General features: G+C 61.6%; 24 protein-coding genes and 3 pseudogenes. 16 read left to right on the forward strand and 11 right to left on the reverse strand.

Annotated features, from left to right (window positions below):
• Nucleotides 1-2 precede the first annotated feature (2 nt).
• The 6 genes from PAF12_RS18180 to PAF12_RS18205 are packed head-to-tail and all read right to left on the reverse strand — an operon-like array spanning nt 3 to nt 3,072.
• Entirely contained in the window at nt 3-302 is a 300-nt protein-coding gene (locus tag PAF12_RS18180; RefSeq protein WP_271109926.1) for a hypothetical protein, read from the reverse strand.
• Nucleotides 303-338: 36 nt separating this feature from the next.
• Complete coding sequence (locus PAF12_RS18185; protein WP_271109927.1) at nt 339-692, reverse strand: MerR family transcriptional regulator; 354 nt, start codon at nt 690-692, stop codon at nt 339-341.
• Nucleotides 689-1,639: a DnaJ C-terminal domain-containing protein gene (locus PAF12_RS18190; protein WP_271109928.1), complete on the reverse strand. Its 951-nt coding sequence runs from the start codon at nt 1,637-1,639 to the stop codon at nt 689-691. The genes PAF12_RS18185 and PAF12_RS18190 overlap by 4 nt, the downstream gene beginning before the upstream one ends.
• 55 nt (nt 1,640-1,694) lie before the next feature.
• On the reverse strand, nt 1,695-2,189 hold the full coding sequence (locus tag PAF12_RS18195) for an Hsp20/alpha crystallin family protein (protein ID WP_271109929.1): 495 nt from the start codon (nt 2,187-2,189) through the stop codon (nt 1,695-1,697).
• A gap of 39 nt (nt 2,190-2,228) precedes the next feature.
• The gene (locus PAF12_RS18200) at nt 2,229-2,627 is read right to left on the reverse strand and encodes an Hsp20/alpha crystallin family protein (RefSeq protein ID WP_057796960.1); all 399 of its coding nucleotides are present in this window, start codon (nt 2,625-2,627) and stop codon (nt 2,229-2,231) included.
• Nucleotides 2,628-2,643: 16 nt separating this feature from the next.
• On the reverse strand, nt 2,644-3,072 hold the full coding sequence (locus PAF12_RS18205) for an Hsp20/alpha crystallin family protein (protein WP_057796959.1): 429 nt from the start codon (nt 3,070-3,072) through the stop codon (nt 2,644-2,646).
• Between the two features lie 385 nt (nt 3,073-3,457).
• On the opposite strand from PAF12_RS18205, the gene htpX reads away from it, so the two are divergent.
• A complete protein-coding gene (gene htpX, locus PAF12_RS18210) occupies nt 3,458-4,336 on the forward strand; it encodes a zinc metalloprotease HtpX (RefSeq protein ID WP_271109930.1) in 879 nt (292 codons plus the stop codon).
• A gap of 164 nt (nt 4,337-4,500) precedes the next feature.
• A pseudogene (gene htpG / locus PAF12_RS18215) lies at nt 4,501-5,754 on the forward strand (molecular chaperone HtpG).
• Nucleotides 5,755-5,973: 219 nt separating this feature from the next.
• Here htpG and PAF12_RS18220 read toward each other — a convergent pair.
• Nucleotides 5,974-6,876, reverse strand: a complete 903-nt coding sequence (locus tag PAF12_RS18220) for a hypothetical protein (RefSeq protein WP_271109931.1) — start codon at nt 6,874-6,876, stop codon at nt 5,974-5,976.
• Nucleotides 6,877-7,175: 299 nt separating this feature from the next.
• Between PAF12_RS18220 and PAF12_RS18225 the strand changes: the two genes are divergently transcribed.
• The 9 genes and pseudogenes from PAF12_RS18225 to PAF12_RS18265 form a co-directional block, all read left to right on the forward strand.
• Nucleotides 7,176-9,347, forward strand: coding sequence for a ParB/RepB/Spo0J family partition protein (locus PAF12_RS18225; RefSeq protein WP_008335691.1), 2,172 nt, complete (start codon nt 7,176-7,178; stop codon nt 9,345-9,347).
• Between the two features lie 126 nt (nt 9,348-9,473).
• A complete protein-coding gene (locus tag PAF12_RS18230; protein ID WP_008335689.1) occupies nt 9,474-9,854 on the forward strand; it encodes a DUF3768 domain-containing protein in 381 nt (126 codons plus the stop codon).
• Nucleotides 9,855-9,970: 116 nt separating this feature from the next.
• Complete coding sequence (locus PAF12_RS18235) at nt 9,971-10,267, forward strand: hypothetical protein (protein WP_008335680.1); 297 nt, start codon at nt 9,971-9,973, stop codon at nt 10,265-10,267.
• Between the two features lie 77 nt (nt 10,268-10,344).
• Nucleotides 10,345-10,728, forward strand: a complete 384-nt coding sequence (locus tag PAF12_RS18240; protein ID WP_008335679.1) for a DUF6878 family protein — start codon at nt 10,345-10,347, stop codon at nt 10,726-10,728.
• Nucleotide 10,729: 1 nt separating this feature from the next.
• Nucleotides 10,730-11,206, forward strand: a complete 477-nt coding sequence (locus PAF12_RS18245; RefSeq protein ID WP_008335678.1) for a hypothetical protein — start codon at nt 10,730-10,732, stop codon at nt 11,204-11,206.
• Nucleotides 11,166-11,957, forward strand: coding sequence for a hypothetical protein (locus PAF12_RS18250; RefSeq protein WP_233152325.1), 792 nt, complete (start codon nt 11,166-11,168; stop codon nt 11,955-11,957). Before PAF12_RS18245 ends, PAF12_RS18250 begins: the two co-directional genes overlap by 41 nt.
• Nucleotides 11,958-12,007: 50 nt before the next feature.
• Entirely contained in the window at nt 12,008-12,259 is a 252-nt protein-coding gene (locus PAF12_RS18255; protein ID WP_037207773.1) for a type II toxin-antitoxin system ParD family antitoxin, read from the forward strand.
• On the forward strand, nt 12,252-12,551 hold the full coding sequence (locus PAF12_RS18260) for a type II toxin-antitoxin system RelE/ParE family toxin (protein ID WP_008335672.1): 300 nt from the start codon (nt 12,252-12,254) through the stop codon (nt 12,549-12,551). Before PAF12_RS18255 ends, PAF12_RS18260 begins: the two co-directional genes overlap by 8 nt.
• 126 nt (nt 12,552-12,677) lie before the next feature.
• Nucleotides 12,678-14,969, forward strand: a pseudogene (locus PAF12_RS18265) (strawberry notch-like NTP hydrolase domain-containing protein); the annotation flags it as partial.
• 129 nt (nt 14,970-15,098) lie between these two features.
• On the opposite strand, the gene PAF12_RS18270 reads toward PAF12_RS18265, so the two are convergent.
• From PAF12_RS18270 to PAF12_RS18280, 3 genes are read right to left on the reverse strand one after another with little or no spacing between them, the layout of a single operon-like run.
• The gene (locus PAF12_RS18270; protein ID WP_088626524.1) at nt 15,099-16,103 is read right to left on the reverse strand and encodes a tyrosine-type recombinase/integrase; all 1,005 of its coding nucleotides are present in this window, start codon (nt 16,101-16,103) and stop codon (nt 15,099-15,101) included.
• Nucleotides 16,103-17,455: a tyrosine-type recombinase/integrase gene (locus tag PAF12_RS18275; protein ID WP_100931402.1), complete on the reverse strand. Its 1,353-nt coding sequence runs from the start codon at nt 17,453-17,455 to the stop codon at nt 16,103-16,105. The genes PAF12_RS18270 and PAF12_RS18275 overlap by 1 nt, the downstream gene beginning before the upstream one ends.
• Nucleotides 17,452-18,681 carry a site-specific integrase gene (locus PAF12_RS18280; protein WP_088626526.1) on the reverse strand — a complete coding sequence of 410 codons (1,230 nt, stop codon included), beginning with the start codon at nt 18,679-18,681 and terminating at the stop codon, nt 17,452-17,454. The genes PAF12_RS18275 and PAF12_RS18280 overlap by 4 nt, the downstream gene beginning before the upstream one ends.
• A 140-nt stretch (nt 18,682-18,821) precedes the next feature.
• Between PAF12_RS18280 and PAF12_RS18285 the strand changes: the two are divergent.
• The 3 genes and pseudogenes from PAF12_RS18285 to PAF12_RS18295 form a co-directional block, all read left to right on the forward strand.
• A pseudogene (locus tag PAF12_RS18285) lies at nt 18,822-20,930 on the forward strand (strawberry notch C-terminal domain-containing protein); the annotation flags it as partial.
• Nucleotides 20,927-21,973 carry a toprim domain-containing protein gene (locus PAF12_RS18290; protein WP_008335668.1) on the forward strand — a complete coding sequence of 349 codons (1,047 nt, stop codon included), beginning with the start codon at nt 20,927-20,929 and terminating at the stop codon, nt 21,971-21,973. The pseudogene PAF12_RS18285 and the gene PAF12_RS18290, both read left to right, overlap by 4 nt.
• Nucleotides 21,974-22,271: 298 nt before the next feature.
• Nucleotides 22,272-23,183 carry a DUF2493 domain-containing protein gene (locus PAF12_RS18295; RefSeq protein WP_008335666.1) on the forward strand — a complete coding sequence of 304 codons (912 nt, stop codon included), beginning with the start codon at nt 22,272-22,274 and terminating at the stop codon, nt 23,181-23,183.
• A gap of 8 nt (nt 23,184-23,191) precedes the next feature.
• On the opposite strand, the gene PAF12_RS18300 is transcribed toward PAF12_RS18295, so the two are convergent.
• The gene (locus tag PAF12_RS18300; RefSeq protein WP_008335665.1) at nt 23,192-23,485 is read right to left on the reverse strand and encodes a DNA-binding transcriptional regulator; all 294 of its coding nucleotides are present in this window, start codon (nt 23,483-23,485) and stop codon (nt 23,192-23,194) included.
• 129 nt (nt 23,486-23,614) lie between these two features.
• Here PAF12_RS18300 and PAF12_RS18305 point away from each other — a divergent pair, with 129 nt between their 5' ends.
• Both PAF12_RS18305 and PAF12_RS18310 read left to right on the forward strand, forming a co-directional pair.
• Entirely contained in the window at nt 23,615-24,778 is a 1,164-nt protein-coding gene (locus PAF12_RS18305; protein ID WP_008335662.1) for an ATP-binding protein, read from the forward strand.
• A 555-nt stretch (nt 24,779-25,333) separates the two neighbouring features.
• The gene (locus PAF12_RS18310) at nt 25,334-25,672 is read left to right on the forward strand and encodes a DUF736 family protein (protein WP_008335659.1); all 339 of its coding nucleotides are present in this window, start codon (nt 25,334-25,336) and stop codon (nt 25,670-25,672) included.
• Nucleotides 25,673-25,776 lie beyond the last annotated feature (104 nt).

Below are 25,776 nucleotides of genomic sequence, written 5' to 3' on the forward strand. Positions count from 1 at the left end.
ATCTATTGAACTGTAAGGAGGAACACTTCGTATTTTGGAGCACGCCGACGGGCGGAACGCGCCTTTGCCCGTGTGAATTTCTCATGAGCGGTTTGCAGTCGCAATAGCGCGTCGGTCCGTGCATCATGGAGCCTGCGCATCCGAGAGCCGGGCGCTCCAATCGTGCCGGAAAATGGCATCTGATGTGCCGGAAAAATAGCGTGCATGTCTGCTTGCGCGGCGCGCCATGCCTCGTCGGCGATAAGAAACCTGCGATGCGTCATCATCAGGAGCCGATAGTAGGCAGAAAGATCTTTGTGCATTTCGCTTTCCTTTTCTGATTGTATGGCCTCGCCCCTTTAATCGTCGCTATTCGGTTGCCCACCGGGACCGCGCAAGCGAAGACTTTGACCAACTGCCTCGCGTATCCCTCCGGGCTGGTCCTCCAAGATCCTCAAGAGCAGCTGCACGTCCCGGCGTGCCTGATGCAACTGATCCATGAGGTTCAGCACGACTGGCAGAACGTCGACCGGGACTCCCATGTCTTTTCGCAGATCACGCAAAAGCCGCAGGCGCGCGATGTCCAGGTCGTCAAAAACCGGCCCGTCTTCGCGAAGTGCAGGCCCAACCCAGCCCTGTCGCACCCAAAGGCGCAGATCGCGTTTGGTCAACCGGCGGACCTGCGACAGCACCATGTCTTCGGTCATGCTCATAACTTCCTCCGCATGTCTGCTCTTGGATCAAAGCCGGCAATATCGCGCCAGCGCCGGGCAAGGCTTGTCATGTCGTCGTCAACTTCCTTGGGCAGAACGATCTTGAGCTGCACAATTTGATCGCCAGCTTTGCCGCCCTTTCGCTGAATGCCTTTGCCGCGCAGGCGGAGCTTCCGCCCCGACGAGACACCTTTCGGAATTGTTACCGAGACCGGCCCGTTCACGGTCGGAACATCGACTTTCGCACCAAGAACCGCTTCATCGAAGGTGATCGGCAGATCTACCTCGATATCGTCACCAACCCTCGTAAAGACCGGATGCGGGCGCACCGAGACCGTTACGAGCGCATCGCCCGCTTCGGCCTCGCCCATACCGGGCGCGCCCTTTCCCCGCAGGCGCAAGGTCTGGCCGTCCTTCAGACCTTTCGGGATGGTGATCTCGATATGCGCGCCGTCGGGCATTGTGACACTGCGCTTCGCACCACGAACCGCTTCAAGAAAATCGACCTCAAGCTGATAGCGAAGGTCTTGCCCGCGGGCGTGAAATCCAGCTCCAAATCCTGAACCGCGTGCGCCGCCTTGCCCGCCGAAGAACTGCGAGAATATATCCGAGAGGTCCTCCTCTCCCATGGTTGCGCCCCCGCCGAAACCCGAACCGGGATCGTAGCGACGGCCCGCATCCTGACCCGCATACTGGTGATAATACTGGCGTTCAGGCCGTTCCTGGCCGCTCGCGTTGATTTCACCGGCATCGAAACGGCGCCGTTTTTCGGCATCCCCCAGAAGATCGTACGCCGCCGAGACCGCCTTGAAGCGCTCCTGCTTGGCGGCATCGTCGGGGTGCAGGTCGGGATGAAGGTCCTTTGCCAGTTTGCGATAGGCCTTCTTGATTTCGTCCTGCGTGGCGGTCTTGTGAATGCCCAATGTCTTGTAAGGATCTATGCTCATTTCGACTGCTCGGAGTGGCGGCACCGCGCGTCACTGCGCGGCGCCTCTGCTGCGCTTACGCACCCTTGACCTCGATACGCTTCACCTTGGCTTGCGCTTCCGGGGTCTGCGGCAGCTTGATGGTCAGAACACCGTTCTTGAAGCTGGCCTCGGCCTTCTCGCCATCGACGCCGGGCGGCAATGGGATCGTGCGGTAGATCGCGCCATAACTGCGCTCCGAGAGGTAATAGCCCCTCTTCTCTTCCTGCCGTTCGATCCGCTTTTCGCCCTTCACGGTCAGCATGTCGTCAGTGACGCACACCTCGATGTCCTTCATCTCCATGCCGGGCAGTTCGATCGAGACCTCGACGACATTGTCGTCGGTTTCGACGACGTCGGATTTAGCCTCCCCGCCACCCCATGGCCAGTCCAACTCGCCGAAGCGGTTGCGGAAGCCCTCGAAGACACGGTTCAGCTCATTCTGAAGCGAGGCGATCGGGTTGTGATCGTCGCCCTTGGGTTCAGGCGCATGGTCCTTACGCGCCCATGGAATCAGGTCTTTGACTTGCATGTCTTGTCACTCCTTTCCTGGTCTTTGGGTGGTTTGGTGTCAGGCCGACTTCACCGCGATCTTCTTCGGGCTGGCCTCGGCCAGGCGCGGCAAGGTCACGGTCAGCACACCATGCGAGACCTCGGCACCAATCTTGTCGGGGTCGAAATCATCGCCCAAGGTGAAAGACCGCTCGAAATCGCCTTCACCGTACTCGGCATAAGCCAGTTGAAGCGCCTCCGGTGCGGTGGGTTGCACCTTGCCGCGAATGGTCAGAACGCGCTTTTCCAGCGTAATGTCCACGTCATCGGCGGCGACACCAGGCATTTCCAGATTCAGCGTCACGCCTTCAGCCGTCTCCACGATGTCCGCGAGCGGTCGGTAGATGCGGCCGCCCGAGGTTGTTTCGGGTGTGTCGGCGGGAGTTTTCTCGGGGGTGTTGGTTACATCATTTGTCATCTCGCAATCCTCCTTCTCACGCGGCCTTGATCTCGATTTTCTTCGGCTTGTCTTCTTCGGGGCGACCGACGACGATCCGCAGGACACCGTTGGCCATCCTTGCCTCGACCTTTTCGTCGGTGGCCGCGAACGGCAGACGGATCGTGCGGCTGAACTTGCCGTAGCCGCGTTCGCTCCGGTGCCAGCGCGCACCTTCCGGCACTTCGGGCATCTTGCGTTCGCCAGACAGGGTCAGGACGTTGTCTTTTACCGAGATGTCGATATCTGCGGCATCCACGCCGGGCAGTTCCGCCGTGATGGCGACGGCCTCATCGCCCTGCCAAATGTTGACAGCCGGAAACACGGAGGGTGCTCCGCGCGCAGGTGTGGTGCGATCGAAGTCGCGCATCATGGACCGCATCAACGCGAACGGGTCACTGCGCCGTGTGTAGGGTAAGTAGTACATGTCGAGCCTCCTTCGTTGCCAACAGCGAGCGCGACAGACGTCGCGACGCGTGGAAACGCCCGGAAGGACGGACATGCATCAAGGTTCGCCGACAATGCGGCGGTCGTCGTATTCGCGCTGCCAAGTGGTTCCCACAAAGGCGAACAATCGGCGGTCCGCTATTTCAGCCGAACCCTTCTCGCGTATCCGTGAAACCCCGGATGGGCGTTCCGATGTAGATAAGGTGTTGCTAATCGGCCACTTCAAGAGGCGCGCGCGAAAATATTTTCCTACCGTGAGATTCCGGTAAATGGAGGCACATCTCGGCGCTGTTCCAATACTCTTTGTTCTGCCACTTCATCTTCCTATATCCGTCCGCAGAATCGAAATTCGAAAGGCATTATCAATGGTTCGCACCTTCATGCTTATGGCTGCTATGACCGCGTTTGTCGGGTTCATTGGGCTCTTGCTGGCCGGAGAGGCTGGGCTCATCATTGCGCTTGCCATCGCGGCGGGCATGAACTTCTTCGCCTATTGGAATTCCGACAAGGCCATACTTCGGATGCATGGCGCACGGCCCGTGGATCAGGGCTCCGCGCCGGAGCTTTGGGAAATGACGGCCAGCATGGCACGGCGGGCGGGCATTCCCATGCCGGCGCTCTACATCATCGAGACCGAGCAACCCAACGCCTTCGCCACCGGGCGCAATCCGCAGAATGCGGCCGTTGCCGTCACGCGCGGGCTGCTGCGCCACATGAGCCGCGAGGAGGTCGCGGGCGTAGTGGCCCATGAGCTGGCGCATATCAAGAACCGCGACACGCTGACCATGACGATCACGGCCACGCTGGCGGGCGCCGTGTCCATGCTCGCCAACTTCGCCATGTTCTTCGGTGGCGATCGGGACCGTCCGCTTGGAATGATCGGCACGATCGCCATGATGATCCTGGCCCCTCTGGCGGCGGCGATGGTGCAAATGGCGATCAGCCGGGTCCGGGAATACGAGGCCGATGCGGAAGGCGCCGCGATCTGCGGCAACCCGGAATGGCTGGCCTCTGCCCTGAACAAGCTGGGAGTCCTTTCTGGCCGGATCGACAACATCGCCGCCGAGAGAAACCCGGCCACCGCGCATATGTTCATCGTGAACCCGTTGCACATGCAGGCCGTGGACGGTCTCTTCGCCACGCATCCTCCGGTCGAAAAGCGGATTGCGGAACTGCGGAAGCTTGGCAGAGCACCCATGCGCCCTGCGCGGCGCCGTCAGGCCCGCGGCGGTCCCTGGGGATGAGGGGCGCTTATTGAAAGCTCCGCGCGTGCTCCATAAATCGGTGCCGCGCATGAAACTGGAGGATCAGAAATGACCGACGTGCTTGAGAAAGAAACCTTTTCTTTCCAGACCGAAGTGGGCCAGCTTCTGGAGATTGTCGCGGGTCGCTTTATTCCAACCGCGAGGTGTTCCTGCGCGAGCTTGTCTCCAACGCATCCGATGCCTGCGACAAGCTCCGCTATGCGGCCCTGACGGATCCCGGCCTGGCCCCCGCCGAAGGGTTCGCGATCACGCTCGCCGCCGACAAGAAGACCCTGTCGATCTCGGACAACGGTATCGGCATGAACCATGCCGATCTGCTCGATACGCTCGGCACGATCGCCAAATCCGGCACCGGCGCCTTCCTCGAAGCCCTGAAGGTCGAAAAAAAGGATGCCCCCGGCCTCATCGGCCAGTTTGGCGTGGGCTTCTATTCGGCCTTCATGGTGGCCAACCGCGTGGACGTGCTGACCCGAAAGGCCGGTGAGAACGAGGCCTGGCTCTGGTCCTCCGACGGCATGGGCTCCTTCACCATCGAGCCCGCGACCCGCGAAGCCGCCGGCACCACCGTGACTCTTCACCTCAAGAAGGACGTCAAGGAATTCGCCGAGCCCGCCCGTATCCGCCACATCATCGAGACCTATTCCGAACACATGAACTTTCCGGTGAAGCTGGGTGACGAGACCCTCAACGCGGCGAAGGCGCTCTGGACGAAGGCACCGACGGACATCACCGAGGACCAGTATACCGAGTTCTACCGGCATGCGTCGCGTGCCTTCGATACCCCGTGGCTGACCATTCACAACAAGGTGGAAGGCTCGCTCAACCACACCAGCCTCCTGTTCGTGCCGTCGATGCAGCCGTTCGACCTGTTCGATCCGGAACGCAAGAGCCACGTGAAGTTCTACGTGAACCGGGTCTTCATCTCGGAGACGACGAAAGACCTGATCACGGCCTATCTGCGCTTCCTGCGCGGCGTTGTGGACAGCCAGGACCTGTCGCTAAACGTCTCGCGCGAGATGCTGCAAACCGACCCGAAGCTCGCCAAGATCAAGGGGCAGGTCACCAAGAAGGTTCTGAGCGAACTCAAGAAGAAGGCGACCAAGGACCCGGAGGCCTATGCCACTTTCTGGGGCAACTTCGGCGCTGTCCTGAAAGAAGGCCTTGTCGAAGATCCGGCGCTGCGCGACCGGATAACTGAGGTCTGCCGTTTTGCTTAGACCGGCTCCGAGGCCCTGACCAGCCTGACCGGCTACGTCGAACGGATGAAAGAGGGGCAGGACGCGATTTTCTACATTGCGGGCGAAGACGCGGGCAAACTGGCGCAGTCCCCGCATCTCAAAGGGTTCAAAGCCAAGGGGGTCGAGGTGCTGCTGCTCTCGGACCCGGTTGTCGCGTAGCCCTTAATTCCGAGACATGACGCTTTGAACGTCAAATTTTGCCCTTAAATACGATATTGCAGCGCCTTCGAGCGGAGTTTCCGCATCTTTCCATAGAGTATCTGGCCGAACCCTGTTTCAGGTTTAAGGGCAAAATATCGGAATTAAAGACATAATCTCATATTTAAAGGCAAAGGGTGGCCGTTGATTTCGTTGGGTTTCTCATCTCACAATTAAGGGCTACGCGACAACCGGTGTGCACCCAGACAATCGCGCCATGACATTTTCTGCCCGCAAGGTCCAGGCTTCGATATCGTCAAGTGTTCGCATTGCCGTTAGAATTGCGCTGTTCATTCCATCAAACCAGCGGGCCAAGCGTTCCGTTGGCAAGCCAGAGGCACGTTGCCCCCCTGCCCCACCCATAGCGAGCGGTGCAAATATTGCACCGCTTCCGTCGCTGGCCGCAATCCTGGATGCGGTGACGGTGGCTTCGATCTGGTCGCCGTGCCCACCAAGGCCTGCCAGTCTCCAGAGATGATAGCCCATGCAAGCCCGCGTGATCGGGTGGAGATCGCGTGCGGCGGCCATGAAGTCCAGCCATCCACCTGCGCGATCCTCGAAGCGCTCGGCACCGTCCTCGGCGTGCTCGGGATCGCGGCGATCAAGGAAGGCGGCCAAGTCAGCCTGCGGCCCGGGGCCGCCTGTCAGGCGCCGAACAGCCCATCCAACTCCTGCCAGGGCATTTGGGTCATCCTGTGCACCTGACAGCCGCATCGATATCCAGAGCGCCAGACGATCAGAACTCACCCGATCCCCTGCAAACCAGCTAAGGTCCGCTGCCTCGATAAGAGCGAGGCGATGCCGCCAGCCTTCCGGGCCGCGCAGCAGCCGGTCATCCAGAGCGCCCAGGCGTCCAGCGACCCGCGCCAGTCGTGCAGCGTGAACGCCTTCTGCCTTTGCCCAGTCTTCGATGACAGCAGTCTCGGGCGGTTCTGCCCGTGGCCCGGGAGGCAAATCATCCGCTTCTTCTTCGAGTGGTCCCGGCAGAAACCAGAGGTCTTCTTCGCGAGCCTCCTCATCTTCCTCGATAGTGATGAGCGGGTCATTGAAATCATCAGTCAAAGCGGATGCTTGGATTTTCATATGTGCAAAATACTGATCTTTTGCACATTACCCAAGTGACTTTTTAGCGGTTGCCTTCGCTCCTCTTATAGTATGCGCGCGCGACTGCCGGTGGAACTTCTCAGATCGCGCTCAGTGCAAGGATACCATGGGTCTTAGGACGAGCACAACGAGAGAGCATTTGCTTGCATTCGTTTACAAACGGTCGATTGGTGACGTGATCCGCAATTGGAAAAAGCCAGAGAAAGGGAAGCCCGGGTGCCGGGCTTGATAGGATAGAGAGAGTCTCATCCGGGTCCGGCGTAACAAGGACCCTGACCATGGCCAAGACCTCAACCCGCCCGAAACCCGCCACCGTGAAGAAGACAGAAGCCGCCGCATCGGCAACGGCTGACGGAGCGACCGACATTCGTCTGATCCCGCTCGACCAGCTGGAGCCCAGCCCGCTCAACGTTCGCAAGGTGGCGCCGAGCGCCAGCGTCGAAGCCGAGCTTCTCGCAAGCATTCGCGAAACCGGCATCAAGCAGAACCTGGTGGTTCATGCGCTGTCTGAGACACGTTTTGCGGTTGATGCCGGCGGTCGCCGCCTCAAGGCGCTGAAGCAGCTCGCCGATGACGGCGTGATCCCAGTTGATCACCCCGTGCCCTGCCTCGTCGAGGACGAGCGCAACGCCATCCTCACATCTACCACGGAAAACCTCCAGCGCGCGGCGATGCACCCGGCCGACCAGTTCGAAGCTTTTGAGGCGATGATCGCCGAGGGGCGCAGCGAGGACGAGATCGCGCTGAAGTTCGGCGTCTCGGTCGACCTGGTGCGACGTCGTCTCAAACTCGCCCGTGTCGCGCCCGAGATCATCGAACAATTCCGTGCGGGCGATCTGACCCTCGAATGCGTGATGGCTTTCACGCTGACCGACGACCATGACCGCCAACTGGCAGTTTGGAACGCGGTGAAGGGCGGCTATCACATCCACCCACAGAGCATCAAACGCCAGCTGACTGAGACCGCGCATTCGGCGAACTCGGCCCTCGGGCGCTTTGTCGGCATCGAGGCGTATGAGGCGGCAGGCGGCGTTCTGCTGCGCGATCTCTTCGACGATCGTGCCAGCGCCCATATGGAAAACCCCGAGCTCCTGGAGCGCCTCGCCATCGAGAGGCTGCAGGCTGCGGCCAAGACTTTTGAGGGGATGTGGAAATGGGTCGAGGTTCACCTCTCGGTCGACTACGGCGCGTTTCGCAGTTTCGGGCGGGTCTATCCGCAGGATGTCGATCCCGATCCGGACTTGCTCGCCGAGGAGGAACGTCTCATCGCCCGCGAAGAGGAATTGGCGGCGCAGAACGACGGCGAGGATTGGTCTGAGGCGGAGACGGAGGAATACTACGCAATCGAGCCGCGTTTGCGCGAGATCGAAGCCCTGCAGCGCGAACGGCAACCGTACGCGGACGAAGATCGTGCCATCGCGGGCGTGGTTCTGACCATCGGTCATGACGGGGCGCTACGTGTCGAGAAAGGCCTCGTGCGACCAGAAGATATCCCCGCTGCGACCGAGCCGGGCGAGGATAGTGCTGAAGCGGGTGATGCCCCATCCCCTGCCCGCCCGCACGTGACGCCGCCAACCTCCTCGACGCCGGTGCCAACCTCCGATCCGGCGGCGACCTTGCGCAAGGCGGATGGGATTTCGGCGAGCCTCGCCGACGATCTGCGCGCGACGCGTCAGCACATCCTGCGGGCGCATCTGGCGGCGGATTTCGAGGTGGCGTTCGATGCGATGCTCTACGCGCTCTGCGAACAGGCTTTGGGGCGGTCCTACAACAACGAAGCGCTCGACATCTCGATCCGGCCTTTCCAGGCGCAAGACCGCGAGGTGCTGCATGCGGATACTGTCGCCCAGAAAATGCTCGAGGCACTGGAACAGGACCTCGCCACCGACTGGATGAAGCTCGAGAAACCAGAGGACTTCCGGGTGATGTCGGCGCTGCCTCTTGCCGATAAGCAGGCGCTTTTCGCCTGGGCGACGGGTCTGGCGGTAAAGCCGCAGCTCTCCTCCGACAATCGCCCCTCCCCAATCATCGAGGAGATTGGCGCGCGGCTTGATGTCGATGTGGCGGCCTGCTGGCGCCCGACCGCGCAAAACTACTGGGGTCGAGTCAACAAGGGCCATGCAGTCGCGACTGCGCTCAAGCTGATCAGCGAGGACTACGCCGAAGATCGCAATCGCGAGCGCAAGGGCGATATCGCGGCCGCGATGGAGCGGGCTTTCGCGGAAACCGCCGGCGAGACGGAAGGGTTCGGCGCGGCGACGGTTGCGAAGACGACGCGCTGGCTGCCCGACGGGATGGCGTTTGCCGGTGCGATGGACGCTGACGCCGACATGGGTGACGATGTGCCCGAGGCCGAAGAAGGCGACCAGCCCGCCTCAGATACTCAGATCGATGCCGAGAACGACGAACCGTCGTCCTTGCCAGCCTTCCTCAGTGGGGATGCTGCCTGACGAAGCGACCACCGACCTGAACCTGACATGATCTCTGGGCCGTCCTCACATCGAGGGCGGCCCTTTCCGGCTGGCGGGTTGACCACAGCCGATAACGGATCAGCTGGCCCGTCCCGGAGAATTCCTATGACCACCACACTCGACCTCGACCCCGTTCAGGAAGCCGCACTTATCGCTGCGCAGAATGACGCCTTTCGCCGTACCATCCTTGGCAATGCCCCAGTTGCCGATGCCCCGCAGGGCCAGTTCGTAATGACACGCGGCGTCGCGGCGCTTGGGCTCGATGTGCAGCTGGAACTCACCCGCCGCGTCGCCGCTTTCGACACCTTCATTGCCGACAGCGACCCCCATGGCTGGCACGAGATGGGTGTCATTGAGCTTGAGGACACGACGGTCTGGTTCAAACTCGACCTGTACGATGTCGACTACCAATACGGCTCCCCCGAGCCCTCTGACCTTGCGCAAACGCGTCGGGTCCTGACCCTGCTGCTGCCGTCGGAATACTGACGCCCCCCATCCCTAGTCACCGCCCCGGACCGCCCTTGCACAAAGGGCGGTCCTTTCAGGCTGGCGGGTTCCAAAGGGCGCGATACCCGCGTCCGGCCCGCCACAGGAGACCAGAGATGGCCAAGACACTCGACTACCAGATTACCCTCTATCCCGCGCATCGCGATGGCGCCTTCGTTGTCACTCAGTTCCAGATGATGGCGAGCTACCCCGAAAAGCGCATCCAGGCCGCGGGAATGGATGACCTGATCGACAAGGTGACGCAGTTCGCAATGGAGCACGGCGAGAGCTGCAGCGCTTCGGTGCGTTGTCTCGCCCCGCGCAAACCGCCGGGGTTCAAGCGCGCGACCGAGAACCTCTATTTCAACCTGGTAGATCGGACGGCTGAAGACCGCGGCGACGCTGCGGCCTGAAGCCCCGCAGGAAACTTCCTGGGCGACCCCGCGTAATGGTCGCCCTCCCATTTCCTCAATTCCAAAGGATCAAAGACATGACACAAGAGACTGATTTCTACGCGCAGATACTCGAATCCCAGAGGCGTGCTGCCGAACAGCGGGTAGAAACCCGCGCGACGCTTCTTTCCGAACTGCGCACCCTCGGCGTAACGAACATCGAGGTGCAATACGAAGGCTACGGCGATTCCGGCAATGTCGAGGATGTCGTGGTGACCCCTGACACGATCATCCTGACGGAAGACCTGCGGCGCCGGGCCGAAGATTTCGGCTGGGACTTCGCCTATGCCCTGTGCCCCGGGTTCGAGAACAACGAGGGCGGCTATGGTGAACTGACTTGGTCGCTTGAGACTGACAAGATCGATGTCAGTCATTCGAACCGTTACATCGAGACCAACACCACTGAACACGAGGGGCTCTGACATGGCACACCCCCTCCATCACGCTGAAAGCTCAGCCCGAAAGTTTGGCGGTGTGCCAAACGATTACCAGCATGTGCATGACTGGTTTGACTCATCCAAAGAGCACCTAGGTCTCTTTGTTCACAGAGCCCAAAAACATCATACCGTTGGGATCTATGATGCTGAACGCCACTTCGGTCGCAGCCTGACCAACAGCGCGGGCCGGGTTGTTCCCATCCGCTGGATCGGCGAGCAGCATGTGCGCGAAGACTGCCAAGGACGCATCCCGTCGCTGGCGGACTGGCTCGGGCGCATCCAGCCAGAGCCGTGGATGGCCAATGGCCGGATCGACAACGACCCGACACAGATTGTTGGCGATCCGCGCGCAGTTTGGGTCGCGGCGGTGGTCAATCACCAGACCATTCTCGGCTTCGAGGACTGGCTGCTGAAGGTTTCGGTTGAGCACATCCAAGATCGTCAGAACCGCGCTGCTGCCTGATCCACCGGACGGCAAACTCGCCGACCACCTGACCACGTCCAAATCGACCCGCCTGCGGCCTCAACCGGCTCGGCGGGTCGATTGCGTTTCAAGAAAGGATATCGAAATGCAAGACCCTGTCTACGAGGAGGCCTACCAAGGCCATACCATCAAGATCTACCATGACCCGGATACTGAGAGCCCGAGGGAGTGGTCCAACCTCGGGAAACTGATCTGCTGGCACCGGCGCTATCGGCTGGGCGACAGCCATCCCTTCGACAGCCCAGATGCGCTCCTGCGCGATCTCTCGGGCGTCACAGACCAGAGCGACCTCTCGATTGAGCAGCTGCGCGAGCGCGCCGAGCGCAAGGCGATCTTATTGCCCGTGTTTCTCTACGATCATTCCGGTCTCGCGATGAACACGATCGGGTTTCACTGCCCGTGGGATTCCAGCCAAGTCGGCTATGTCTACGTGACGCTCGACGCGGTCCGGGAAGAGTTCGGCGTGAAACGCGTCACCAAGGCGATGCGCGAAAAGGCCAAAAACATTCTGCGCGCTGAGATCGTCACCTTCGATGCCTACCTCGGCGGCCAGGTTTATGGCTATGTCGTCGAGCGTGACGGCGAGGAGGTCGATGCCTGCTGGGGGTTCTTCGGGCACTATGAGTTGGACTGCCTGTCCGAGGCACGAGCATTTGTAGATCACCTGACTTTGCGAGAGCTGCACAGACCTGCCGGCGCCGAACAGGGCGCAAGCCCACCCCCGAGTTGAAATGCCCGAAATACTCATATATCTTATTCATGCGTATTCTGGAGATGAGCATGGCAAGCACAAGCGTCACACTTGGCCCCCATTGGGACGAATTCATCGCCCTGATGCTTAAAGAGGGGCGTTACGGGTCAACCAGCGAGTTGATCCGCGCCTCTCTGCGCCTGATGGAGGAGCAGGAAGGTCAGCGGGCGCGGCTTCGCGTTGCGCTGATGGAGGGCAAACAATCCGGTGACGCCGGTCCGCTTGACATGGATGAGATCAAGCGCGAGGCGCGGAGCCGCTCTGGCGCTTCTGATGCGTGAAATCCATCACTCCCAGGCGGCAAAATCCGATCTCGTCGACATCTGGGTCGAGACAGATCGACAGTGGGGCGCGGCGCAGGCGGACCGCTATCTCGACGACATCGATCGTGCCCTGAAGGGGCTCATCGCCAACCCGCAAATGGGATCGGACTGCTCCGACCTCCAGCAGGGTGCGCGTAAACTGATCACGGGTCGGCACCTCGTGTTCTACGAGGTGGACCCGGACAGGATATTCGTGATCCGGGTCCTGCATCAGTCCATGGACGTGCCGAGGCATCTGCGGTCGTCCTGATAACGGGCAAATTTGCACCGGGGCTTTGCCATGAAAGAGCGAGAGACAGGGCGGGAGGGGTGACCCCTCCCGGGTGAGAGAGTGCGCGCGGGGCTTGGGGCCAACCCTCAACCCCGGAGATTGCCGATGAACGCTCACCCCCATTCCGTCCCGCTTGCGCCCGAGGCCGAGACCCCTGCCCGCTCGGAAGCCTCGCGCTTCGCCCAAAACCTTTTGCTGGCTGCGAAAACCCTCGTCCCCCAGTTCGAGGCGGGCAAGCCCATCGACGCCGCTGCCCTGCGCGCCGCGATGGAAGAAGCTTCCGGTGCCAGCGACACCAGTGGTGCCTGGGTCTGGAAGGACGTCTATGAGGCCGCAGAGGTCGCCCAGATCCTGATGCTCTCGCGCTACGGTGCGCTGATACAGCGGCAGGCGGCTACGCCGCACGCCTTTCTTTCCATGATCGAACGCCTCGCCGGTTTGGCGCCCTCTCACACGCGGCGCTCGGAAGACAGCATCCGTCTGCAACAGTTTTCGACCCCTCTGCCGCTCGCAGCCATCGTCGCGCAGGCGGCGGGGTTTCGGGCCGACGAACTCGTGCTCGAGCCCTCGGCCGGCACCGGCATGCTGGCGATCTTCGCCCGGATCGCAGGCGCTCGCCTGGCGCTGAACGAGCTCGCTGAGACCCGCCGCGCGTTGCTGGAGCAGCTTTTCTCCGACGCTGCAGTCTCGGAACACGATGCCGCCTCGATCGACGACCGTTTGGATCGGTCGATCACGCCCTCGGTCATCGTGATGAACCCACCGTTCTCGGCCGCTAGCCACGTCGAAGGCCGGTTCCGGCAGGCCACCAGCCAACATGTTCTGTCTTCCCTTGCTCGCCTCGCGCCCGGTGGGCGTCTCGTTGTCATCACCGGCGAGAGTTTCCGTCCCTCCACCAAGAGTTTCCAGCCTACGTTTCAGCGGATCAGGCAAAGCGCTGACGTGGTGTTTTCCGCAGCCATCGACGGCAAGGTCTTCGCGCGGCATGGCACCACGATCGACACGAGGCTGACGGTGATCGACAAGCGCGTGGCTGGTGCTGAAGAGACCGCACCGGCTGATATTGACGCCGCCTATCATCCGATCTGCGCGACCACGAGTGATCTTCTCTCCGTAGTACTCACCCATTGTCCCGCGCGCCGCAACCCCCTGCCCTGCCCCACTGGCGCGGCTCTTTCGGTGCCACCTCGCCCGACCCGCACCAACCTCCACGCCCTGCGCAACGCAGCACGCAAAGAAACCCGCGCCCTCGCCGAGGAACGCGCGAAGCACCCGTTCGACGACATCGACACGGCCCCGCTCGACTACCTGCCGAAAGCCTGGAGCGAACCCGAGGGCGCGCTGCAGGATACGGTCTACGAAGCCTATGACCTGCAATCGATCCGGATCGACGGCGCGGCCGCTCATCCGACCGCACTCGTGCAATCCGCGGCCATGGCCTCTGTCCCGCCGCCTGTCCCGACCTACCGCCCAATGCTGCCGAAGACCCTCGTCGCGGACGGTCTCCTCTCCGCGCCGCAGCTTGAAAGCGTCATCTATGCGGGCAATGCCCACGAGACGCATCTCAAGGGCTGGTTCAAGCGCGGCGAGATCGAAGGTCAGCTGATGGCAGCGTCTGAGGATGACGAAGGTGCCTTTCGCCTGCGCAAGGGCTGGTTCCTCGGCGATGGCACGGGCTGCGGCAAGGGCCGGCAGGTCGCGGGCATCATCCTCGACAATTGGCTGCAAGGACGACGCCGCGCGGTCTGGGTCTCGAAGAGCGACAAGCTCATCGAGGATGCGCGCCGCGACTGGATGGCGCTTGGGGGGCGTGAAAGCGATATCGTGCCGCTCTCGAAATTCCGCCAGGGGAGCGATATCCGTCTCCCAGAGGGCATCCTCTTCGTCACCTATGCCACCCTGCGTTCTGCTGAACGCGACGGGAAAGCCTCCCGCCTCGATCAGGTGACGTCCTGGCTTGGCGAGGGGTTCAACGGGGTCATCGCTTTCGACGAAAGCCACGCCATGGCGAATGCCGCCGGCGAAAAGTCCGACCGCGGCGACAAGAAGGCATCCCAACAAGGCCTTGCTGGCCTCGCGCTGCAAAATGCCGTTCCCGATGCCCGGGTGCTCTACGTCTCAGCGACCGGCGCGACGGTGGTCGGCAATCTCGCCTATGCCTCCCGTCTCGGGCTCTGGGGCACGGGTGATTTCCCTTTCGTGACGCGGGCCGAGTTCGTTGCCGCGATGGAGGCCGGGGGCATTGCTGCCATGGAGATGATCTCGCGCGATCTGAAGGCGCTCGGGCTCTATCTTGCGCGGTCCCTCTCCTATGCCGGGGTCGAATACGAAATGCTGGTGCATGAGCTGACGCCCGCACAGATCGCGATCTATGACAGCTATGCCGATGCCTACCGGACCTTATGCGCAGCTGCGCATAAGGTGCGTAATCGCGAGGACGCGATAATGCGAAGGAATGCGGCACCATCGCTATCATTCAGGGAGTTCAGGGCTACGTCCTTCACATTATTTCTCCGTGGTTCGGGGTCAGAGGGTGTCGAGCCAGTCGAGCAGGTCCGCGTCACGTTTCCATCGCGCGGGTCGATTTCCTGCTGCTGGAACGCCAACCTGTTCGAGCGCCTTTCGCTTGGTTTCGAGGTTGGCCTGGGCATAGTGGTTGGTGGTGTCCAAGCTGACATGCCCCAGCCAGCTTCGGATGACGGTGATGTCGACGCCCGCCGCGACGAGGTGGACGGCCGTCGCGTGCCGGAAACTGTGCGGCGTCACATGCTTCGAGCGAAGCGTGGGTGTCGCATTCGCCGCCGCTGCGACGTAACTCGCCAGCTTGTACCGCACGCCCGATGCCCCCAGGGGTTCGCCGTAACGATTGACGAAGATGCGCTCATCCGGTGCGCGCGGCTGCCGCTCCAGCAGCTTTTTCAGCAACGCCACCGTTTCCGGCCAAAGCGGGCAGATGCGTTCTTTTCGACCTTTTCCGTAAAGACGCACGCAATACGGTGCTTCGAACCGGATCGCCTTGGGACAGAGATCGAGCGCCTCCTGGATACGCGCACCGCTATTATAGAGCAGTGACAGCAGCACATGGTCTCGCATCCCTTCGATGGTCGACCGGTCGGGTTGCGCGAGAATGGCCTCGACCTCCGCTGGCTCAAGATAGCAGGGTGCGGCGGTGGGTTTGCGCTTGAGCGGGATCGCGAGGACCTCTGCACATTGGGCGACATATTCGGGATCCTTGTCCGCCACGAAGCTGAAGAAGCTGCGGATGGCGGCAAGCCGGCAGTTGCGCGTGCCGATCGTGCCCTTGCGACCATGTTCAGCATGATTGAGGAACGCGCGGACCTCGCCGGCGGAGACGTCGGCCAGGGTGATCCTTGCGACACCACGGTCGTTTCGCTCCGCGACGAACCGAAGCAACAGCCGCCAGGTGTCCCGATAGGACTTGATGGTGTGGATCGAGGCGCTGCGCTGTTCCGCCAGCCATTCCTGGAAGAAGGCCCGCAATAGTTCGGGGAAGGGATTTGCGGCTTTCATCACAGCGCCTCCCCGTTGAGGCAGGGGGCACCGACGACGCGGAACCGCTCGCTGGCTTCCTGCAGCAGATCCTGCGTGACGGTGATGTAGACCAGCGTCGAGTTGATGTCCCGGTGACCCAGATAGGTCGAGAGGAAGTGCAGCCGGTCCTGCGGGTTGATGCCGGCTTGGTACCATTGGAGGATCCGGTTTACGACCATCGAGTGCCGCAGGTCATGCACACGCGGCCCTGTCCGTCCGGAAAGCGGTTTGAACCCGCCGCGGCGCATGACGTTGGTGATCATCGTTGTGACCACCACCGGGGCGTAACGATCCTTGAAGTGATCCTGCCAGAACAGCCCCGACTGCGGGTCCTGTGGGGCACCAGCGCGCCGCCGCGCATCGAGATAGGCGCGCAGTTCAACCATGACGCTGCCCGATAACGGCAAGATCCTGGTCTTGTAGAACTTCGTTTCCCGGATCGTGATCGTGCCGGATCGAAGGTCGGCGTCGCCCAGATCGAGCCACGCAATCTCACTACGTCGCAGCCCGGCGCAATAGGCCAGCAAGATCATCGTGTAGAGGGTTAGCGGCCGCAGCGGGGCATGCGGCGACGGATAGCATCGGGCAACTTCGAGCATGAGCCGGATGTCAGCCGGGCTGAAGATATGCGGACGCCGGTGCTCCCGCGCCACCTCCCGCTCCGGTCGCGGGTTGAAGCGTTTCGGCGGGATGTTCGGATCGAGCCGTTGCCGCGCCTTGGTCAGGATGCGCCCCAGCTTCTGGCATTCTGCCGCGTGATTGCGGGTCGGCTTTGCTGCCGCCCAATGCGTCAACATCGTCTCAAGCGGCTCTCCGGCCAGTTCCGGATGAGCCTGCAGGAACCGGTCGAACCGCAGCAACCAATGAGCTTGCGTTTCGTACTGGTAGCCCCGGTTTCGCATCAGCGCGACATGGTCACGCATGAAGTCGCCCAGAACGCTGCCGTAGGGCGCAGGCCGATACAGTCCCGCGAGGGCCTCGTCGGGATTGGACGATGCAAGGGCACGCCAGATCGGCTTGTTCTGCTTGATGTTGTGCTGCCTGCGAAGCTCGGCAACGGGATTGCTGGCGATCAACTCGTTCTGGACCAGATAGTCGAGGAAACGGTCAACGATGCAGACCTGGTTCAATAGCGTCGACAATTTCCAGCGCGGTGCCATTTCGCCCAACCAGTCTTCGATCATCTGGCGATCCACTGCAGGGTGCCGGAGCGCAACATCTTCGAAGCTGCGAAGGAACCAGCGATACGTGGGTCTGCTTCCCGGCCGGAACTGCGACTTCTCCAGAAAGGCGTCGATGATGGTGCGATCGGGATCGTGCCAGGCGCTCATGACAGCACCTCCGATCCGGGCACGTCGAGCGCTACCGCCCGCAAATCTTCGGTGGCAAGTTTGAGATAGGTGTTGGTGGACTCGGTTGATCGGTGCCCGAGCACGTCGCCGATGATCTTTTGCGGAACCGACGCCCGCAGCAGTTCAACCGCACGCGCGTGGCGGAAGATATGCGGTCCACGTTTTCCCACCGGGGTGACGCCCGCTGCCGCCAGACGTCTTTTGACCATGCCGTGCAAGTTCGTCATCCGGGTATAGGGTGCAAGAGAGCGGATGAAGATTTCCCGGCATTCGACCTGCGGGCGCCCGGCACGCAGATAGTCAAGCAGCGCATCGCCGACCGGCGTCAGAAGCGGCATGGTGGAACAGGCATTGGTTTTGGTGTGCCGGATCCGCAGCGAATCCGCGCGCCAGTCGATGTCGTCGAGCCGGAGATTGCAGATCTCGCCTTGCCGCAACCCGTAGGTGGCAAGCATCAGCAAAATGGCATGGTCGCGCAGGCCCCTCGGCGACCTGTCTCTGCCGGTGGCCTCCAGAACCAGATCGATCTGGCTGCGGCTCAGGATCGAGGGAACATCCTCGTAGGCATAGAGCATGGGGCCGATGACCTGTGGGCTCAGATCGGTCGGAACCCGCCCCGACTGATGGAGATAGCGTAGCAGCGAACGGAGCCATGCGGCAGAACCCGAGAGCGATATCCGGCGCAGACCGATGGCGCGCATGTCCATGTAGTGATCGATATCGCGCACGGCCATTGCCGAGAGATCGTCGGCGCCGCTGCGGCAGAAGTACCAATCCAGAAAGCGCCGCGCCTCCCGTGAGCGCGCGTCGATCGTCGCATCTGACAGACCGCGTTCGTCACGCATCCAGTTCCCGTAATCATGGCAAATGGCGTGCCGGAGCATCGCACCCGATTCGATTTCTGTTTCAGGCGGCCACGTGCCTTGGGCGAGGCGGAGCAACCTGCCGATCGCTGTTTGCGGCAGCCTGTGCCAGCGTGAGCTGGGCGGACGACCGTAGCGATCCTGAAAGCAAAGGACTGCGTGGCGGAAATACTGATCGACCTGCGCTGGCGTCACCATCGTCACCGGCATGCCACGCTCAGCCAGGTAGTCCAGGAACCGGCGGGCGTAGAGCCGATGGTTGGTCACGACCACCGGATTGTAGTTCTGCTCCATGAGCGATTTCGCAAGCTCTTCGATCAGCTCGTCGTGCAATTTCAACATGAATGTCTCCTCAGACGGTTGGAAAGCCGCCGAGGTTTGCAATCAAAATAATGCGCAGCAAAGCCCGCGCTGATATCCAGAAGCCAAGGAAAACAAAAATGAATCCCGGACACCTTCGCATTATCGCGTCCTCGCGATTACAGATCATCCACACCAACTTGGAGGCCGCCCTTCAGGCCTCGGGTATTTCCTCCGAGACCGGTACGCTGAACCCCCAGGCGAAATCCGCTGCGCGCTCGGCCTTCGAGAGCAACAAGCAGCGTTTCTTCAATCATCTCATCACCGCCATGAAATGCCCTTCGCTCATCCATGCGATCGAAGCGGACCTGGCCGCGGGGCATTCGGCCGTGATTCAGGTGGTCTCGACCAGCGAGGCGGTGATGGAACGGCGCCTCGAAGAGATCCCGCCCTCGGAGTGGGACGACCTGCAGGTCGATTTTACGCCGCGCGAGAACATCATGGACTACCTCATGCACAGCTTCCCGACGCAGCTCTTCGAGCCCTACTCCGACGAGAACGGCGACCTACGCTCGCGTCCCGCCCTCGATGGTGATGGCAATCCGATTATCTGCCGTGAGGCGGAGCGGCGGCGGGATGAGCTTGTCGAGCATCTCGGTGCCCTTGCCCCGGTGCAGGGCGCGCTCGATCAGATCCTGTGGCATTTCGGGGGCGATGCGGTGGCCGAGGTCACGGGGCGCAAGCGGCGCATCGCGAGGACGCGTGAAGGGCGGCTCAAGGTCGAGAACCGAGCCGCCTCCTCCAACCTCGGCGAAACCCAGGCCTTCATGGATGACGCCAAGCGCATCCTGATCTTTTCTGACGCCGGTGGCACGGGGCGCAGCTACCACGCCGATCTTGGTGCAAAGAACCAGCGCCTCCGGGTGCATTACTTGCTTGAGCCTGGCTGGAAAGCCGACAATGCGATCCAGGGGCTGGGGCGTACCAACCGCACGAACCAAGCGCAGCCGCCGCTCTTTCGCCCCGTTGCCACAGACGTGAAGGGTGAGAAGCGGTTCCTCTCCACCATCGCCCGCCGCCTCGATACGCTCGGGGCCATCACCAAGGGGCAACGCGAGACGGGTGGGCAGAACATGTTCCGCGCCGAGGACAACCTCGAGAGCCCTTATGCACGAGCGGCGTTGCGGCAGTTCTTCTACAAGCTGCGCGCGGGCAAGATCGACGCCTGCTCCTACTCCAGGTTCCAGGAGATGGCCGGGCTGACGCTCGATGAGGCGGATGGCACGATGAAGGAAACCCTGCCGCCGATCCAGCAGTTCCTGAACCGCTGCCTCGCGCTCCGCATCGACATGCAGGACGCGATCTTCGAGGCCTTCGGCGGGTTTCTTTCGGCGATAATTGAGGACGCGCGTCAGGCAGGCACCCTCGATGTCGGGCTAGAGACCCTGCGCGCCGAGAAGTTTGAGATCGTTGATCGCAAGGTCATCTTCGAGCATGAGGCGACGGGCGCGACGGCAACTGCGCTGACCGTGGAGCGTATCGATCGCAACGATCCGCTCACTCTGCCCCGCGTCAAAGCCATCTGCGCCGACACAAGAGGCGCGACGCTGTGCTGGAACAAGACCTCCAAACGCGCGGCCCTGATGGTGAAAGCGCCGGCCTTCATGGACGAGGATGGCGTGCCGATCTTGCGGGTGAAGCTCCTGCGGCCCATGGCGACCGAAATCCTCGCGCTGACCGAGTTCTCGAAGTCGCACTGGGAAGAGATCGATGATGCGATGTTCGAGCAGCTCTGGCAGGCCGAGGTCGACGCGGTGCCGGAGTTCACTACATCGAAGATCACGCTGATCTGCGGCCTCCTCCTGCCGATCTGGGACCGGCTGCCCGCCGACAACATGCGGATCTATCGTCTGCAGACCGAGGACGGGGAGCGCGCCATCGGCCGCTTGGTCAGCCAGGAACAGCTTCTCAATGTCTATGCGCGCCTTGGTCTCGACTGCCAGATTGAGATGACGCCGCAGGAGGTGTTCGGCGCGGTCATGGACGCGAAGACGACCCTCAGCCTGCTTGGGGGCTACCAGTTGCGTCGCTCTCTGGTCATGGGACAGCCGAGGCTCGAGCTGATCGGAGCGTCGGGCGCGGCACTGCCCGCATTGAAGGCCTTGGGCTGTTTCACCGAGGTGATCCAGTGGAAGACGCGGGTGTTCATCCCGGTGGATTGCACCGAGGTGCTGGCGCGGGTCCTTGCCGCGCATCCGGTTGGCGCAAGCGCAGCGGATGCAGCCGCATGAGCGCGCGGCGCAGCATCGCAGACCTCTCGGCTGATCTTGCAGACCGCGCCGAGAGTTTCTGCCGCCAATATTTCCCCGAGGGGTCCAAGCAGGGCAACTATTGGCAGGTTGGCGACACTTCGGGCGCAAAGGGTCAGAGCCTCGCCATCCGGCTGCAAGCTCAGGGTGGGCGCAAAGCCGGATCTTGGACCGATTTCGCGACCGGTGAGTATGGCGATCTGATTGACCTGATGCATGAACGGCTTGGTTCGGTCACGCTCAAGGAAACGCTGAGGGAGGCCCGGTCCTTTCTCGGCGAGGCCCCCTGCCCTTCCTTACCTTGTGACACCCAAAGGGCTGAGTGCCCCGATGCTGCCTCTAGCAAACGCATTGCGCGGGCGCGGAAGCTCTTTGCCGCTGGCAAGCCGGTTCTCGGCACCTTGGCTGCCACCTATCTGCAGGGGCGCGGGATCACACGGCTGGGTCCGGCGCTGCGTTATCACCCGCGGGTTTTCCTGCGGCAGGGCGAGGACGACGCCGATCCGCCGCAAAGGGCCCCTGCCCTGCTCGCGAAGATCACCGACAATCGGGGCCAGATCACCGGCTGCGCACGCTTCTATCTCGACCCGTCCACCGGCGGTTTGGCCGAGATCGAGAGCCCGAAGCGGATCCTCGGACAGCTGCACGGCCATGCCATCCGCTTCTGGTCCGGCAAGGCGCGCAGCGATCTCATCGTCGGTGAAGGTCTCGAGAACACCCTCTCGGTCGGCACGGCTCTCTCCGAGTTTGACCTCGCCTCCTGTCTCACTGCCACCCATCTCGGCCTCTTCATCCCGCCGCCGGGGATCAAGCGTATCTGGATCGCGCGGGACAATGACGAAGCGGGACGAACCGCATCACTGAGACTGCGTAACCAACTGGAATCGCTTGGTATTGCCTGTGGTGGTCTCGTGCCAAACATGGGCGATTTCAACGACGATCTGCGGGCATTTGGCAAAGATGCGCTGCGCCGGTCGTTGCTTGAGGCCATGAAAGTACAAGGTCTGGAGATCGAGGACGGGTGAGCGCCAGCCCCATAAGTGACGTCCGACAGGGCAAAGGTTCCGCGGGTTCGATCTGAACCCGTTTGGAAAAGAGGAGCGATGGACCGGCGGGTCGGAGCAGAGTGCTCCTCGCCCGGACAGCAATGCGCCCCGCACCAGAAAATTCCCCTGAGCCTTCGGCTCATTCCTCGCGGGAGCAATTTTCCGGCCCTGGGCGCATTCTCCGCTGCGCTCCGATCCTGACGGATGCGGCCCGGTCGCCGCCGGTCCTGTTATCGCCCCATCCAAATCGGGTCAGATCAATCAGAGGAACCAGACAATGCCCCATCAGACAGACATCCCCGAGGAAACCGGCGTAACCTCCGCCATCCTCGACCACCTCGCACTTCATGGCGCAACACCAGGACCCGGCGAGACCGATCATCGCCCCCTGCCCCAGCCTGACGAGGTCGAGCTCGCCATGGCGACACTTTTCGACACCACTATCGGCCTCCTCACCGGCAGCCAGTTGGAAGACAATCTCGAAGAGATGCTCTGGTCCCTCACCTCGATCTTCCATCGCCGGCTTGCCCATATCCAGAAGCTTCTCGACGATAACGAATTCGAGGTCCGGGAAAGTTTGGCCATCCAGGACGGTTCCGAGGTCGCTTCGGTTGAACTGGAACGCCTCCAGTTGATCGGGCTTAAGCTCTGGGACCATCGCGACGCCTTCGAACAGATGCGCGATCTGGCCGTGGACCACTTCTCGGCCGCCACCGGGTCTCCTTGGCTGCCCCGCACCGGTTCCAAGGTCTCGCATCGCGGCCTGACTTCCGCCGTGGTGGACAGCCGGGCCTATCTCTCGGCCAAGCGCCGCAAAGAGACCGAGGTGCACTGCCCCGAAGGCACGCGGATCGCTTTCTCGGGCGGGGATTATCACGCCTACGATCTGATCTGGTCCGTCCTCGATGCCACCCATACGAAATATCCCGACATGGTGCTGCTGCACGGCGGTACGCCCAAAGGTGCCGAGATGATCGCGGCCCGCTGGGCAGATACCCGTGGCGTTACCCAAGTGGTCTTCAAGCCCGACTGGAAGAGCCACGGCAAGGCCGCCCCCTTCAAGCGCAACGACAAGATGCTCGAAACCATGCCACAGGGTCTGATTGCCACGCCCGGTTCGGGCATCACCGAGAACATCGTCGACAAGGCCCGCAAGCTCGGAATCCGCATCAAGAGGATCGGGGCTTAGGCCCCGGTTCACGCCCCGCGCAAGAGGTCCTGTACGACGGAAGGCTTCTTGGCGATCAATGCCAGCAGAACCTGTGCTGGGCCTGTCGGGTGCCGGCGCCCGTGTTCCCAGTTCAGGAGCGTACCTTTCGCGACGCCAATGCTCTTGGCGAACTCGGCCTGGGATAGGCCCGTCCGTTGCCGGACTTCGGCGACATCGACCTCCGCCACGGACACTTCATGCACTTTGGCGTCGGCCAAATCGCCATTCGCGAAGGCCAGAGCCTCTTCGAGGCCCTTGGATACAGATTTGAATGCACTCATTTTGCGTCGATGCTCCTTGGCCACGGCTGTTTTGCTGGGGCAGTAAGATACTTCGGCTTGAGCAACTAGCTATGGCCGTAGGTAAGATTAACCTTGCAAATCTTCCGTATCGTGGAGTAATTGCAAGGTATGTACAAACGCAAGACCCAACAATTCGTTCAGTCTTCCTTGGAGAGCCAAGCGGCTGTGGTCCTTCTCGGCCCCCGACAGGTCGGAAAGACAACACTTGCACTCGACATCGCATCAGAGCGCCCATCTGTCTATCTCGACCTTGAGCGTGAGGCGGACAGGCAAATCCTGACTGAACCAGATCTCTATCTGGACGAACAGGCGGGCAAACTCGTCATCCTCGACGAGGTGCAGCAGATGCCTGACCTCTTCAGAACCTTGCGCGGCCAGATCGATCAGCGTCGGCGGGCCGGGTTTCGGACGGGACAGTTCCTGCTATTGGGATCGGCTTCCAATATCCTCTTGCACCAAACGGCGGAATCCCTCGCCGGTCGTGTTCGATATGTTGAAATGCCCCCCTTGCAGCCTGACGAGGTGGGGGCCGATCAGTTGAACTTGCTCTGGCTGCGCGGCGGCTTTCCCGACAGCTTTCAGGCCGCGAGCGATCGGGCAAGTATGGACTGGCGTCTGGATTTCCTGCGCACCTATCTGGAGCGAGACATCCCTGCCCTCGGACCTCGGATTCCGGCAGCGACCTTGCGGCGGTTCTGGACGATGCTTGCGCATGTCCAGGGCGGCCTTCTGAACGCCGCGGCCCTTGCCGAGGGATTGGGCGTGTCCGGCCAGACCGTTGGGCGCTACCTCGATCTGCTCGTCGATCTCATGCTGGTGAGACGCCTGCAGCCCTGGCACGAGAATGTCGGCAAGCGTCTGGTGAAATCGCCAAAGGTCTATGTGAGAGACAGCGGCATCGTGCATGCGCTGTTGGGCATCGGCACGACAGAAGGCTTGCTCGGGCACCCGGTCGTCGGTGGCAGTTGGGAGGGGTTCTGTATCGAGGCGCTTCTTGCTGCCGCCCCTTTAGGCACCGAACCTTTCTTCTATCGCACTTCGGCCGGTGCTGAACTCGACTTGGTTTTGCGTTTGCCAAGCGGCGACATCTGGGCTGTTGAGATCAAACGGACGACTGCACCAAAGGTTTCGAGAGGATTTCACACAGGGGCCGAGGACATTGGAGCCAACCGAAAGCTCCTGGTCTATGCCGGTGAGCATGAGGTCCCCGTCGCGAAGGACATTCGAGCGTTACCACTGGCACATGCAATCGAGTTGTTGAGCGCGCTATGACCTCGTTTTTATCTCTGGCTCAGGACACTTCCATTGGTCTGAGGATAACAGCGACACGCGAAGAATCTCAGAGCCAGGTCTGGCCATTAGTCGGGCACCAGAGCGGATGAGTGTCTGGCAACTCGATGGTATCTGGACGCCTGCATCTCCGAATGCGAACGCAAACGCCCCTGTGATGCCACGGAAGGATGGGCGAATGCTCTGCCGTTGCCATCGATTTGTGATCTGACGGCTTTGGTCTTCGAAGAGTCTTGAAGTTTGGATGGACGAGAAGACAATCCCTACTCCTTGCGGCATCTCTCTCGTCTGTTCCCCTACTTTCCTTCATGGCCACCGCACTTCTCCCTTTGTCTGAGTTGCATGACATGCTGGTCGCAGCTGTCGTCCCGTCCACAAAGGTTGTCGCCGATCTTTTTCCCCTGACCCTGCGGGTCATTCCGCGCGGACCAAAAAGACCGGCGCCTGCCCCTCTCCGCTGCGCTCCGCCTTCGGTGTGGCCGGGCCTTGGCCAGCTGCAAGGTGACCATCATTGCAACGCAAACAAGGAGAAGAGCAATGACCACGAACTGCATCAAATTCACCAGCGCCGACATCGAAACCGCCAAGGGCGTCGGCTCCATCTCGACCCTGACCTTCGACCTCGACATCACGGTCGAACCCGTCGCGAGCTCGAACCCGATGGCCCCCACGCACCGCGTCCTCGGCCGCTCCCCGCGCGGCAAGTTGGTCGAGTGCGGCGGCATCTGGAAGAAGCAGAACAAGGAGACCGGCGCTGACTACTACACGCTGACCATCCGCGACCACGGCTTCAACGCCAACCTCGGCAAGGCCGCGAACCAGGACGATCTGTCCCTGCAGGCCGTCATCCCCTGGGGTCCCAAAGACGCCGCGTGACGGCTAAGGCCGGTCGGTTCTCCACCGACCGGCCCATCAAGACTCCAATCTTGAACGCGTTCAAGATTGGAGTTTTAGGGGTGGTGGAGCTTCTAAATAAGCGC

It is taken from the genome of Paracoccus sp. SCSIO 75233 (genome assembly GCF_027912675.1).
Taxonomy (GTDB): domain Bacteria; phylum Pseudomonadota; class Alphaproteobacteria; order Rhodobacterales; family Rhodobacteraceae; genus Paracoccus.

Coding starts and splice junctions, on each gene's coding strand:
- PAF12_RS18180 (WP_271109926.1), bottom strand. CDS start 302: ATGCACAAAGATCTTTCTGCCTACTATCGGCTCCTGATGATGACGCAT.
- PAF12_RS18185 (WP_271109927.1), bottom strand. CDS start 692: ATGAGCATGACCGAAGACATGGTGCTGTCGCAGGTCCGCCGGTTGACC.
- PAF12_RS18190 (WP_271109928.1), bottom strand. CDS start 1,639: ATGAGCATAGATCCTTACAAGACATTGGGCATTCACAAGACCGCCACG.
- PAF12_RS18195 (WP_271109929.1), bottom strand. CDS start 2,189: ATGCAAGTCAAAGACCTGATTCCATGGGCGCGTAAGGACCATGCGCCT.
- PAF12_RS18200 (WP_057796960.1), bottom strand. CDS start 2,627: ATGACAAATGATGTAACCAACACCCCCGAGAAAACTCCCGCCGACACA.
- PAF12_RS18205 (WP_057796959.1), bottom strand. CDS start 3,072: ATGTACTACTTACCCTACACACGGCGCAGTGACCCGTTCGCGTTGATG.
- htpX (WP_271109930.1), top strand. CDS start 3,458: ATGGTTCGCACCTTCATGCTTATGGCTGCTATGACCGCGTTTGTCGGG.
- PAF12_RS18220 (WP_271109931.1), bottom strand. CDS start 6,876: ATGAAAATCCAAGCATCCGCTTTGACTGATGATTTCAATGACCCGCTC.
- PAF12_RS18225 (WP_008335691.1), top strand. CDS start 7,176: ATGGCCAAGACCTCAACCCGCCCGAAACCCGCCACCGTGAAGAAGACA.
- PAF12_RS18230 (WP_008335689.1), top strand. CDS start 9,474: ATGACCACCACACTCGACCTCGACCCCGTTCAGGAAGCCGCACTTATC.
- PAF12_RS18235 (WP_008335680.1), top strand. CDS start 9,971: ATGGCCAAGACACTCGACTACCAGATTACCCTCTATCCCGCGCATCGC.
- PAF12_RS18240 (WP_008335679.1), top strand. CDS start 10,345: ATGACACAAGAGACTGATTTCTACGCGCAGATACTCGAATCCCAGAGG.
- PAF12_RS18245 (WP_008335678.1), top strand. CDS start 10,730: ATGGCACACCCCCTCCATCACGCTGAAAGCTCAGCCCGAAAGTTTGGC.
- PAF12_RS18255 (WP_037207773.1), top strand. CDS start 12,008: ATGGCAAGCACAAGCGTCACACTTGGCCCCCATTGGGACGAATTCATC.
- PAF12_RS18260 (WP_008335672.1), top strand. CDS start 12,252: ATGCGTGAAATCCATCACTCCCAGGCGGCAAAATCCGATCTCGTCGAC.
- PAF12_RS18270 (WP_088626524.1), bottom strand. CDS start 16,103: ATGAAAGCCGCAAATCCCTTCCCCGAACTATTGCGGGCCTTCTTCCAG.
- PAF12_RS18275 (WP_100931402.1), bottom strand. CDS start 17,455: ATGAGCGCCTGGCACGATCCCGATCGCACCATCATCGACGCCTTTCTG.
- PAF12_RS18280 (WP_088626526.1), bottom strand. CDS start 18,681: ATGTTGAAATTGCACGACGAGCTGATCGAAGAGCTTGCGAAATCGCTC.
- PAF12_RS18290 (WP_008335668.1), top strand. CDS start 20,927: ATGAGCGCGCGGCGCAGCATCGCAGACCTCTCGGCTGATCTTGCAGAC.
- PAF12_RS18295 (WP_008335666.1), top strand. CDS start 22,272: ATGCCCCATCAGACAGACATCCCCGAGGAAACCGGCGTAACCTCCGCC.
- PAF12_RS18300 (WP_008335665.1), bottom strand. CDS start 23,485: ATGAGTGCATTCAAATCTGTATCCAAGGGCCTCGAAGAGGCTCTGGCC.
- PAF12_RS18305 (WP_008335662.1), top strand. CDS start 23,615: ATGTACAAACGCAAGACCCAACAATTCGTTCAGTCTTCCTTGGAGAGC.
- PAF12_RS18310 (WP_008335659.1), top strand. CDS start 25,334: ATGACCACGAACTGCATCAAATTCACCAGCGCCGACATCGAAACCGCC.